11 protein-coding genes are annotated in these 12,645 nt (G+C 39.9%); 8 read left to right on the forward strand and 3 right to left on the reverse strand.

The window, feature by feature from the left end; translation table 11 throughout:
- From BLU58_RS13290 to BLU58_RS13320, 7 genes are all read left to right on the forward strand, one after another.
- Positions 1-1,412, forward strand: a 1,412-nt coding sequence (locus BLU58_RS13290) for a thioesterase domain-containing protein (RefSeq protein ID WP_255404715.1), incomplete at its 5' end; no start/stop codon positions are given.
- 412 nt (positions 1,413-1,824) lie between these two features.
- Positions 1,825-2,304 (forward strand): YjfA family protein, encoded by a 480-nt coding sequence (locus BLU58_RS13295; protein ID WP_093292995.1) that lies wholly within the window; start codon positions 1,825-1,827, stop codon positions 2,302-2,304.
- Between the two features lie 160 nt (positions 2,305-2,464).
- The gene (locus BLU58_RS13300) at positions 2,465-3,139 is read left to right on the forward strand and encodes a response regulator transcription factor (protein WP_093292872.1); all 675 of its coding nucleotides are present in this window, start codon (positions 2,465-2,467) and stop codon (positions 3,137-3,139) included.
- Complete coding sequence (locus tag BLU58_RS13305) at positions 3,139-4,524, forward strand: sensor histidine kinase (protein ID WP_093292874.1); 1,386 nt, start codon at positions 3,139-3,141, stop codon at positions 4,522-4,524. The genes BLU58_RS13300 and BLU58_RS13305 overlap by 1 nt, the downstream gene beginning before the upstream one ends.
- Before the next feature lie 74 nt (positions 4,525-4,598).
- The gene (locus BLU58_RS13310) at positions 4,599-5,702 is read left to right on the forward strand and encodes an ABC transporter permease (protein WP_093292876.1); all 1,104 of its coding nucleotides are present in this window, start codon (positions 4,599-4,601) and stop codon (positions 5,700-5,702) included.
- Positions 5,702-6,394: an ABC transporter ATP-binding protein gene (locus BLU58_RS13315; RefSeq protein ID WP_176786680.1), complete on the forward strand. Its 693-nt coding sequence runs from the start codon at positions 5,702-5,704 to the stop codon at positions 6,392-6,394. Before BLU58_RS13310 ends, BLU58_RS13315 begins: the two co-directional genes overlap by 1 nt.
- Positions 6,395-6,582: 188 nt before the next feature.
- Positions 6,583-7,158, forward strand: a complete 576-nt coding sequence (locus BLU58_RS13320; protein ID WP_093292880.1) for a lipoprotein BA_5634 family protein — start codon at positions 6,583-6,585, stop codon at positions 7,156-7,158.
- A 377-nt stretch (positions 7,159-7,535) separates the two neighbouring features.
- Here the strand turns inward: BLU58_RS13320 and BLU58_RS13330 are convergent, their stop codons facing one another.
- From BLU58_RS13330 to BLU58_RS13340, 3 genes are read right to left on the reverse strand one after another with little or no spacing between them, the layout of a single operon-like run.
- Complete coding sequence (locus BLU58_RS13330) at positions 7,536-8,648, reverse strand: GerAB/ArcD/ProY family transporter (protein ID WP_093292884.1); 1,113 nt, start codon at positions 8,646-8,648, stop codon at positions 7,536-7,538.
- Positions 8,629-9,837: a Ger(x)C family spore germination protein gene (locus BLU58_RS13335; protein WP_176786681.1), complete on the reverse strand. Its 1,209-nt coding sequence runs from the start codon at positions 9,835-9,837 to the stop codon at positions 8,629-8,631. Before BLU58_RS13335 ends, BLU58_RS13330 begins: the two co-directional genes overlap by 20 nt.
- Positions 9,834-11,297, reverse strand: a complete 1,464-nt coding sequence (locus tag BLU58_RS13340; protein WP_093292888.1) for a spore germination protein — start codon at positions 11,295-11,297, stop codon at positions 9,834-9,836. The genes BLU58_RS13335 and BLU58_RS13340 overlap by 4 nt, the downstream gene beginning before the upstream one ends.
- 189 nt (positions 11,298-11,486) lie before the next feature.
- Between BLU58_RS13340 and BLU58_RS13345 the strand changes: the two genes are divergently transcribed.
- Entirely contained in the window at positions 11,487-12,614 is a 1,128-nt protein-coding gene (locus tag BLU58_RS13345) for a conserved virulence factor C family protein (protein WP_093292890.1), read from the forward strand.
- Positions 12,615-12,645: the final 31 nt, after the last annotated feature.

Below are 12,645 nucleotides of genomic sequence, written 5' to 3' on the forward strand. Positions count from 1 at the left end.
TAAGGTATCTTCCAGATGGAAATCTGGAGTTTATGGGGCGGATCGATCATCAAGTAAAAGTCCGCGGTTTCCGGATTGAACTTGGAGAGATTGAAGCGGCTTTGCAAGAGCATCCATCTATCAAAGAAGCTGTGGTGTTGGTAAGAGAAGATGAGCCTGATGATAAGAGATTAGTAGCCTACGTAGTGGGCGCGGGAAGCACGCCAGAATGGCGGGAGCATCTCAAGGCCCAATTACCGAACTACATGGTTCCATCGCATTTTGTCGAGATGGAAACCTTACCGCTTACCTCCAATGGAAAGATTGATCGAAAAGCATTACCTAGGCCAGATCGCAAGGAATCAAATGGGATCTATGTTGCACCTCGTGACCATATTGAATTTAAGCTTGTGAAAATATGGCAGGATCTATTATCAGTGGACGAAGTTAGTATAACGGATGATTTCTTTTCGATTGGTGGTCATTCATTACTAGCAATTAAACTGCTAGCACAGATAAAAAATGAATTTGATAAGGAAATAGAAGTTTCATCTCTATTCCAAAACACGATTCTCGAAAAGTTAGCTAGTCTAATCCGTCAAAAAACTAGTTCAGAGAAAAGCTCTGGCCTTACTATCAATCTACAGGAATCAGAAAAGGATCCTTTCTTCTGTATTCATCCTGCTGGTGGAACTGTATTTTGTTATATAAAGCTAGCAAAGGTCCTTGAGAGTAATTGTTCATTTTATGGTATACAGTCTCCCTATTTGGAAATGGACCCAATAAATGAAAAATCGTTAAAAGAAATTTGTAGTATCTATGTAGGGGAGATTAAACGAAAACAACCTAAAGGACCGTACAAGATCGGTGGATGGTCTGCAGGTGGTATTATTGCATATGAAATCGCCCGTCAACTACTAGAACAAGGTGAGGAAGTGAGTCTTTTAGCTCTGATGGACAGTGACTTTTCTAGCTTTAGACATGAGATCACGGAAGAGGATGCCATTATACAGATCGCACAGGCTATCTTTAAAGATAGTTGGGAGAAAGTAAAAGAAGAGCTAAAAGATAAAGACATTGATACCATGTACGAATACATGTTAAACGAAGCAAAGGCTCAAGAATTATTTCCCCCTGATACCGAGAGAGAAAGGATAGAGAGGCTAGCGAAGGCTGCTTTCTTCAATACGAAAATGTTAACCGATCAAAAATTAGATTCTTATCCTAATGAGGTCATTTATTTCAATGCTGAAGAAGGGAAAGATTTATCTATTGAATGGTCTGAGGTGTTGAAGGACAAGATCAAAATCTACAACATTCCAGGATCGCATATGGATATGATGGACTCCCCAGCAGTCGAGTTGATAGCTGAAAAGCTAGCACAAGAGATAGAACTAGCGCAGAAGGAGGTTATACCAAACGGCGGATTATAAAAGGAAGCGCAACGGGTTGGAATACTCGAATAGGATTCTTTACTTCTCCCAAGATAGAAGGCTATAAAATGGAATCCATCGTTCTTTAATCAGGATAAATTTGAATCAGACTGTAGACAATGTCTAACTTTAGATATTGTCTACAGTTTTTTTGTCGAGTTCTAATTGGATGCTAGGTTGGCAGCTATCTGTAAAGAAAAAGGTGTTTTGGTCCCAGAATTTGAATAAAGCAAGCAAGGTGATTCAGCAATCCCTTGCTTGCTTTTTTATTGTTATACGGTATCAATGATACTAAGGATAATAAAGAAAGAGGGTGGTACTACTTGACAGTTACGTAGTTTTGATCAATAATACAAAATATTGAAAATATTACATATTTAGGTAGCAGGAGCTATCAATGGAAAAGGAGAAGATTTTCTTGAATAAAAAAATATTTTTTCTCTCTCTCGTCTATTTGTTTACGGGTAGCTTTACATCGAACCTGGAAGTGTTTGCCGAAAACCATCATTATGATGGAAAAAGCCCCTCCTACAATTATTGCGATCGTAGTGTCGAAACAAAAAGGAGCTCATATCTAAAAGGGCCTGATAACTCTAACATTGGTATCGTAGAGTTACGATTTAGTAATGCGTGTAAAACAGCTTGGGCCAGAATCACGATGTTTACCCCCATTGCTTGGCCTTGGAAAGCGAATACATTTATAACCCGGAATACAGATGGAAAAAGGTTCAGTTGCGAATCGGCGGGAGGAAATGGGGAAGTGATTAATGGTCAGACATTTTGCTATACTCCGATGGTGTATGATCTAGATCCTAGGACATCTTATGCTTCAGGGATGTACTATCTACCTAATAGTGGTGCTGTCTTTCACACACGTACAGACTCATATTGAAAAGATGGTGTAACGGACGGCAGAACCGTTCAATTTGTGAGTAATATTGTTTAGAGAAACAAAATAAGCCTCTCAAGGTGGGTAGCTTTGAGAGGCTTCAAGCATTCTATATAATAGAAGAGAAGCGAAAGAAAAGGATTAAAGGGAAAAGGTGAAATCTATGATTCATATCTTAATCGCAGATGATGATGCTCATATTTGCGAACTGATTCGATTTCATCTCCAAAAAGAAGGGATGAACGTATGGGAAGCTGGAGATGGAGAGACGGCAATCAAGATCCTAGAGAAACAGCAGATTCATTTAGCGATTATCGATTTGATGATGCCTAAAAAAAATGGGTATGAGCTGTGTAAAGAGATACGGGATTATTATGATATCCCTGTCATTATGCTGACAGCGAAGGATCAGTTGCAGGATAAAGAAAAAGGGTTTGAGAGTGGGACAGATGACTATATTGTCAAGCCGTTCGAGCCTAGGGAGGTACTATTTCGGGTAAAGGCGCTGCTTCGTCGGTATTCGATGGTTCACTCGGACGTCATTACGATTGGCGAAACGATGGTGGATCGAAAAAGTTATGAGGTTCTGTGCAAGGGGAACTCTGTCATTCTTCCATTGAAGGAGTTTGAACTATTATCTCAGCTAGCTAGTTATCCCAATCGGGTTTTTACTAGGGATGAATTAATTCAATTGGTATGGGGCTACGACTTTGTAGGGGATATTCGGACCGTTGATGTACATATAAAGCGTTTGCGTGAGCGATTTGAATCTAAGGCAGACGATTTTACTATTAAAACCGTACGTGGGATTGGGTACAAAATGGAGGTCAGATCCTAGTGAAGACGCTCTATTCTCGATTTACCATCACAACGATCTGCATCATGATAGTGAGTGGGTTCGTTGCTTTTTTAGGAAGTAATCTCTATTACCAGATAAAGTTAAAATCGTTTAATGATCAAAAGATTACCCAGATGACTCAAACCATTGTTTCATTTCATCGTGATAATCCCGGAATCCAATTAGATAAATATCTGCAACATATTTCTCAATTAGGTTATCAGATTGCCTTATTCGATGAACGAAAAGAACCAACCTTTTTTGGAAAGGCTTTTCGGATGAATCATCTATCCTCTACTACGATCGATCAGGTTTTACAGGGAGAGGTATATCACGGAATCGAACAGTTTCCTAAAGAGGCATTTGTAACGGGCTTCTTTGATGATGAATTGCGAAACACGATTGGTATGCCAATTGAATTAGATGGGAAAAAACAAGCGGTGTTTCTCCGCCCTGATATTGGCTACCAATTCGGGGAGATGCGTATCTTTTTTGCTGTTTTGATCGCCCTTATTATTGGATTAAGTGTTCTATTTGTTTTGATCAGTACGCATTATGTGGTAAAACCAATTAGGGACTTGACACGTGCTACCAAATTAGTAGCACAGGGCGAATATGATCTCTATTTGCCGATCCAGCGTAAAGATGAAATCGGAAGATTGGCTTGTACCTTCTCCCAGATGGCGCAAAGTGTGAAAAATCTAGATGAAATGAGGCAAGAATTTGTTTCCAATGTGTCCCACGAGATCCAATCTCCACTCACTTCGATTCAAGGTTTTACGAAAACCCTGCAGACGGAGGATTTGACTAGAGAGCAGCAACAGCGCTATTTAGAGATTGTCGGGAGTGAAAGCCATCGGCTATCTGTATTAAGCAAACAATTGTTAACCCTGGCATCATTGGATAAAGAAGGGGGAGCCATAGAGAAAACGGCTTTCGATCTAGCTGAGCAGATCAAGCAAGTGATCTTTATGACCGAATGGCAATGGAGAGAAAAGGATCTAACCATTGAGATGGAACTCCCTCATACGATGATTCATGCGGATCCCAAATTGCTTTACCAAGTGTGGAGTAATTTGATTACCAATAGTGTAAAGTTCACTGATTCAAACGGTACCGTTATCGTAAAAATGTACACATCTAATTCCGATCAAAAAGAGGTACAAGTGTTGATTGCGGATACAGGAATCGGGATACCTAGTGAAAACTTGCCCTATATTTTTGATCGCTTTTACAAGGTAGATGCAGCGCGGACTAGAAATGAACAAGGTACTGGACTTGGGCTTGCTATTACCAAGAAGATTGTAGAGATGCATGGGGGTTCGATTGAGGTTACGAGTCAGGAAGGAAAAGGAACTCAATTTCTCATCCGGCTTCCTATGTAATTTTTTATTCATTAGGTGTTCATAATTCGCATTTATAATAGAGCCAGATAGTTGAGATAGAGGAGGAAATCAAGATGTTTCTGGCTCTGAGAGAAATCAAATATTCGAAACTACGTTTCTTGCTCATTAGTATCATCATGATTCTGATCACGTGGTTAGTGTTCCTTATATCGGGCTTAGCGAATGGATTATCTTCTGAAAATGCTTCTTCCTTTCAACATATAGAAGCAACTCATTTTATCGTTCAGCCTAATGCAGATAAGAAATTAAATCGATCTCGAATCACAGAAGACAAATGGGTTGAGATTCAAAAGCTTTCTAAGCCTGGAGAAGTAACACCATTTGGTCAAAAAATGCTCTCGATCGTGAAGCAAGGAACAGATAGCAAGGTTGATATTGCTGTCTTTGCTACGGATGCAAATGGATTCCTAGCCCCTGAGGTCATAGAAGGGAAAAAGCTACGGAATGATGCTAAAAATGAAGTGGTTATCGATCAATCCCTTCGTAAGAAAGGGATTCAAATAGGTGATTGGATAGAGGACCCCGATACCAACCAAAAGTGGCAGGTAGTTGGTTTTACAACAGGGCAGATGTATAGTCATTCCCCTGTCGTGTTTATGAACCTGCATGATTGGAGGTCCATTGCGATGAAGCAAACTGCTGAAACAACAACCTATTATAATGCTATTTCTGTAAAAATGGATTCGTCCAACATGAATGCACTACGAAGCAAAGTAAAAGATATCGACGTCATTACCAAGGAGGATGCCCTGCAAAATATCCCAGGATATAAAGAAGAGCAAAGTACATTAAATATGATGATGGTATTCTTATTTGTTATCGCTTCATTTGTGCAAGCTGTGTTTTTCTATGTTATCACTCTACAAAAAACAAGCATGTATGGCGTTTTAAAAGCCATCGGGGCGAGTACAGCACAGCTCACACGAAGTCTAGTGGCACAGATGTTAGTGATTATTACACTGGTCATATTGTGTAGCATAGGACTTTCTTACGGTGCCCAGGCTCTGATTTCATCCAGTGTCCCATTCCAATTAGAAGTCAGAACGATCGCTTTGTTCTCTGGACTGTTTTTCGTTGTTTCAATCATCGGATCTCTGTTATCGCTCTATCAGATATTGAAAATTGATGCAGTCGAAGCAATTGGGAGGGTGGAATAATGAGTGGAAAAGTCGTGTTAGAGAATATCAGCAAATGGTATGGAGAAGGTACTACATTCGTTAAAGCAGTGGATCAAGTCTCCCTCCATGTACAAAAAGGGGAGTTTGTCGCGATCATCGGCCCATCGGGTTCAGGGAAAAGTACCTTATTATCGATTATGGGCGCTTTACTCTCCCCTAGCGAAGGTCGCTTTCTCCTCGATAATCAAGATGTTACGAAACTAACTAAAAAGGAGATGGCACAGGTTCGTTTAGAGAAAATCGGGTTTATCTTTCAATCCTCTAATCTCGTTTCGTTCTTATCCGTACGAGACCAATTACTGCTTGTGTCCAAGTTAGCGGGAAAGAAAGAGAAAGAAGCCAAACAAAAATCAGATCAATTACTTGAACAAATGGGCTTGTTTCATCGCCGAAACCATTATCCAGAGCAGTTATCAGGTGGAGAGAAGCAGCGTGTTGCCATTGCTCGTGCGTGGATGAACGATCCCGAATTGATCCTTGCTGACGAACCCACCGCCAGCCTTGACTCCAAACGCGGCCGAAATATCGTCGAAATGATTGCCGAGGAAGTAAAGTCGCGAGGCAAATCGGCCATTATGGTCACTCATGATGAACGAGTACTTGATCTATGTGACCGGGTGTTGATGATTAAGGATGGACAATTAAGTGAGCGTGTTACCGCTCATGTATAAATAAACGGGCTTGTTGATCAACCTCACTAAGATGCCAATCCAATCCATTTTCCTTACAAATAAGTAAGCATAATGTAAGCTTGATCGATTCATTCATGATGTTTGTTTCCTATACAATAACGTCTATAAAGTAAGAGTATCTGATCTTCAATCGGATCACATCTTTGACATGTGAGGAGACATCATAAATGAAAAAATGGATTGGTATCGGATTAGCAATCGCTATTTTACTTGGAGTTCTATCCGGTTGCTCATTATTCGGAAAAAAAGCAAATGGATTTGTATTATTCGGAACAAAAGATCAAGTAGAGGCAATGGTAAGTAAATATAAGAAGGAGTTAAAAGAAACAGATGTATATACAGCGAAGCTTACAACACTAGGAAGTAAAAAGGTCCTTGTCCTAACCAAGAAAAATGGTGAAGCACTTGTTAAGAAAGCATTATTGAAAAAAATCGATAACAATAATGACATAAAGGCAATTGAACAGCTACCAACTATCACAGCAGGACAAGGTATATTATTTGCTCAAGATAAAGTAGAAAATGCCATCATCGATGGTGCCAAATTCAAGTATGAAGGTAACATCATCATTGGAGATGAGCGCCTCTATGCTGATATGTATGCGATTGTGGACGAAGCAACGTTTACAAAAATGAAGGGCGAAGAGAAGTCTGTGGGTGTATTAAAATTTGATAGGGATCCTAGTAAAGATTTTCCGAATAAAAATGGAGTAGAAGCATCGTTATTGGTTACGATGAAATAAAAAGCAAATCACAACTGCTTTGGTAATTACCTTGCAATAACGAGATATTTCTTTTTCCTGATTTGGATAGTAGCTTGTCTCTTAAATGCGAAAGCAAGGAGTTCTAGACTATAGAACTCCTTGCTTTTTGATGTGAAACTACTAAATGGAATGCAGGTTCTAATATGTAAGGTATCCTCATAGAGAGATCCAATCAATGAATCTAGAAATCCAATGATGGGGGTCAAACTTCCTTTCTAAGAAAAGGCTTATCCAATAGGCGAAACCGATCAAGACGATTATCACGTATAACGTAATCTCTTTCTTGCTTGTTTTTTGTTTCACCATCACGAAGATACTGGCTGTCAAAGCTACTGCAATAAAAAGGGTAAACCATATCATGATTGAGGACTAACCGCCTTTCGTTTCGCCTTACCTTTTTTCATCCATGTTACGAAAAGGAAAAGCAAAGGGAAAAGGACAGCAAAAGGGAGCATATATTGAAAGTAGTATTCTCTGTTAAATACTATATTCTCTAGAATGTTATCAAATGCTAGTGAAAGTCCAGACACTAATAAGACAAGAGAAATGGCAATCCATGATCGATTTTTCACTTGAAACAGTTGGCACAATCCAGATACTGCACAATAATAAGTGATGCTTAGCTTAATAAAAACAATAATAAGCAAAATAAGGGCAATCGTTGATTCTAGATGCTCGAAAAAATTTCCAATGTGTATCTCTTGCACAATGACAAACATAGAGTAAGTTTCATGGGATGCCTGGGTAATGCTAAGTACCCCTATTGTGAAAAAAACACCTACACTTAGTAATAACGCAGCAACAACATTGGCTAAAATAAACGTTCCTTTGATTTTGTTTCGGCTATTGACATATGGAAATAGCATGGCCAATAAAAAAGCTTCCATAAAAGGGAAACTAAATATGGACCTAGTCTCTTTCATTGTCGCCCATATATTCATCCGAAACACTCCCTGAAAGCGCTCCCAATCCCACTCATAAAGAGCAATACAAAAAATAGCGATAAATGTCACTGTAACAAGAGGAAACAAAAATTCTGCTGATCTAGCAATCGTTTCGATGCCCTTTATGACAGCGTAACAAACAACGATAAGAAACATGACATGAAATACAGATATGGGCGTACGTGGCATGAGATTTATTTTCATGAAATCCCCTAGATTTCGAGTGACAAGAGACGAAAGATGAATAAAATACCCAATATATAATAGTGCAATCAATCTCCCTAATCCTTTTCCAGCTACTTGAATACAGATTTGGATTAGGGTACTTCCCGGATAATAGCTCATAAGTTTTACCCAGAGAAGGGATAATGGGACACTCGCTATTCCTGCCCATAAAGGAGGAATCCAGGCATCTTGTTTTGCGATAGAAATGAGACCACCAATGAAAAATAAAAATGATGTTCCTAACAAAAAAACAAGTGTTAGTATAAAAAATTGCCATGTGCTAATTCGAGCTGTTTCCATCATTTTCCCCCGTATATGGATTGATGATTTGTCCAATATCGGTAATTTCACATTGGATAGAGAGTTGGAGCTTTGTTTTCCCCAAAATATTCTCCTTCTTCTTTATAAGATCCCATTCCTTTCCATTTTGATACTTGATTTTTTCTTCAAGGCCAAACAAGTCCCATCCTTGTCGGACGGATTCTTGATAGAATTCATTCATTTTCTGAAACACTTGTTGCTTAAACGTTTCTTTGATTATATCCAAATTCGCCAAAGTTAAATCTTCCTTTTGCTCATTGTTCACTATCATGAGCTTTGTACGAATATCCACTTTCCACACAGGCTCACCAGAAACAATATCTAAGTGACTCCAGACTTTTGGTTTAACGGCTCGAATCGCCACTTTATGATTATGGATCGTCAGCGATTCCATAAATACTTTGCTGTCACCTTTCAAGATAAAGTAATAATCCATTTGATCTAACTTTAACTTTCCAATCATTCGGTCATGCTTTAGTATAGCGCCTCCGCTAAAATGGAGATTTCCTTGATTGCCTGAAATATGTTCATATCGACTGGTAGAAGGAGATGGACCAGGCCCATTTAGGCTTATCATAGGCAGAACCGTCAGCTTAGAGGATTCCATATTCTCAACTAAATCTTTCACTCGAACCCTCTTGCTTAATCGTCCAGTTATTTGGGATTGGATCTCAATAATCGATCGAAGCGAGCGTCCCGGTAGTCTTTCTAGTGGGAGATACGTCATCATCACGTCAGACAGAGGTGAATCGGTAATAAATAGGTAAATATTAGAGCGTCTATTATGTTGTTTCTCAAAAAAGTTGAGCAATGAAATGATTCCTTGCCGGGCATAACGTTCTGTCACGATTTCAGATTGATAGTGATCTGAAAAAAGCTTTCTCGGTAAAAGATTAGATGTTTTCGCCCCTAACTCTGATATATGATCGGCTTCAACACGGTACGTATACACAGGAGCCTTGATACCGCCCCCTTTTTGGATCGCAACTGCGTCAGGATTTACAATTTGATAATATACAATCTGTTTTCCTGTATCTGGATCTTGATCCGCTCCTACTAACTCACCGATTGCCAATTGATTCAGCTCGTTTTTATCCCAACATCCGGTCGTACAGCATAGAAGGACGCCTATTATGCTGATCATGAATCCTTTTTTTAACTCTTTCATACTCTTCTCCTTCGTCTTTTTCTCGTGATTTGAGGATTTGTATCCAACCATGGCCGAGGAACACGAACAACAGCATCCTTCCAGTCTTTTAATTTAGAGGGAGCTAGTGGGGAGAGGTAAGGAACACCAAATGATTTAATCGAAGCCAGATGTACAATAGTAAACAGTACACCGCACAATACACCAAACAATCCCATAAATCCGGCCAGTGACATGTAGATAAATTGGATAATTCGTTGTGTGATACCGAATTTATAAGATGGTGTCACGAAATTCGAAATAGCCGTGATGGATACGACAATAACCATTGACGCAGCGACTAAGCCTGCTGCAACAGCCGCCTCTCCCAATACCAACGCACCAACGATGGATATAGCTTGTCCTGCGATCCGAGGCATACGAAGACCTGCTTCACGCAATACTTCAAACATGACCATCATGATAACGGCTTCTAAAATTGTGGGAAAAGGAACTCCTTCTCGTTGAACAGAAAGATTGATGAGAAGAGAGTGGGGCAAAAGCTCCTGATGATAAGTAAGAATGGCAATGTAGAGAGATGGTATGAGTATAGCCAAAAGGAAAGAGAGAATCCGTAACCAACGAAGGAGAGTAGCAATATGAGCTCTTTGATAGTAATCATCCGGTGTACTAAAGAATTGAAAGAAGGTAACGGGACCCATTAATGCATCTGGGGTTCCATCAACGAGCACACCCACCCGTCCTTCCAACAGATGAGATGTTAGAACATCAGGTCTTTCTGTTTTTAACAAAGTGGGAAAAGGGGAGAGTGTTCTATCCTGTATCCACTCCTCTATATAGGCGCTGTCTAAAATACTATCAATCTTGATCGAACGGATTCGCTTTCGAAATTCATCTACCACTTCGGTTTGAGCAAGGTGTTCTAAGTAGAGTAATCTGACTTTCGTTTCCGTTTCTGTACCAATGATGAACTGCTCAACTCGTAGATGGACACTTTTTACTCGTTTTCTCAGGAGAGCCAGATTGATTTCAATGCTTTCAATAAACCCTTCCTGTGGTCCTTGAACGGTAGATTCCCTTAATGGTTCCGTCACATTTCGATGAGGTGCTTTGAGTAAATCCAGTAACAATACTTGTCCGGTTTGTTCGATAACCAATAAACACCACCCACTTAGCAATTTCTGGATACAGTGGTTTAAATCGGTTGTTTCTTTAATAGAGCTAAGCGGGATTCGATATTTTAGTATATTTATGATGTCATGAGATGATTGTAACTCGTTGCCTAGAGAGTCTTCGGATAAAAAGTGAAGTAATTCATGTTCAATCTTCTGTCGATTAACCAATGTTTCAATAAAAATACAGTGTCCATGAAGATGAGGTGATAGAGAAAATACATGATTTACTAGGTCTGGAGGATTTTGAAGGGTGTTCACTATTTGATTTACGAATGTTTTTGGATCGATTTCATTAGTAGATGGCATGTTTAAATGACCTCGAATTTTTTATACATATTGATGTACATTATCTATTTATTAAGTATTTCCAGTGAGCTCTCGAATATGCGCCAGCGCTTTACAACAAAAGTATCACTCCTAGACTAATCATGGTTTTCAAATCCCCACAAGGTTATAATGGCAGGACATGATCTTCTACATAAAGAGGTGAATCGAATGAAAATCGTAACGATTGAACCAACGCCAAGTCCGAATGTGATGAAGTTAATCATTGAACCTTCGCTTACAAATGGGATTAGCTATAACTTCCGAAAAGAGCAGAAACAATCGGCTCCTGAGCATATCCGGAAGCTACTAGACGTTGAAGGTGTGAAGGCTATCTTCCAAGTAGCGGATTTTATTAGTGTGGAGCGTCATCCAAAAGTAGACTGGAAACAAATTTTACCAGATGTACAACGCCTGTTTGGATCAAGGGAGGAGCTTGCTGATGATTCGAAGGGCCAGCATATGGATCAAGCGTTTGCAGAAGTAAAAATCGAGATCCAAAAATTAAAAGGGATTCCGATTCAAGTGAAGTTAACCAGAGGTACTGAGGAGAAACGGTTTGGCTTACCTGAACGGTTTACCACAGCCATGATGGCGATTCAAAAAGGGGTTTCCAATTACGTTTATGAACGGAGATGGCTGGAACAGAGTCCGCGATATGGTGATTTACAGGAGATCGGTGCGCAATTGGTGGAAGAGTTAGTAGCGGCTTATTCTGAGAAGCGCTTATCCATGCTAGTGGATGCTGCTCTTCATCCAGAGATGTATCAAAAGGTGAAAACTACTTTCTCGACGGAGCAGGTAAGAGCTGATTTTTCTTCCTCTGAATGGGAAACTCGCTTTGCGGCTCTTGATCAATGGGAAGTAGCTCTTGATGGACTGGATATCTTAGAGAAAGCGATCGAGGATCCTCAAACTTCCATTCGACGACAAGCTGTAGTCATCTTGGGACAATTAGAAGATGATCGAGTGTTTCCGCTGCTGATGCGAGCACTGGAAGACCCTTCGGCAGTAGTGCGAAGAACCGTTGGAGACACGCTTTCTGATTTAGGGAACCCTATCGCCATTCCAGCCATGTGCAGGGCCCTATCCGATCGGAATAAACTCGTTCGTTGGCGTGCTGCGCGTTATTTGTTTGAGGTAGGCGATTCTACAGCCATCCCAGCTTTACAAAAAGCGATTCACGATAAAGAATTTGAAGTACAATTACAAGCTCAAATTGCTTTAAAGCGGATCGAAAGCGGGGAAGAAGCAAGCGGAACTGTCTGGCAACAGATGATGCGTGAGATGGAGAAGTAATGAATCAAGACGGCGATCTAAAGGGATTGTC

The organism is Thermoactinomyces sp. DSM 45892, from assembly GCF_900107305.1.
Classification (GTDB): Bacteria; Bacillota; Bacilli; order Thermoactinomycetales; family Thermoactinomycetaceae; genus Baia.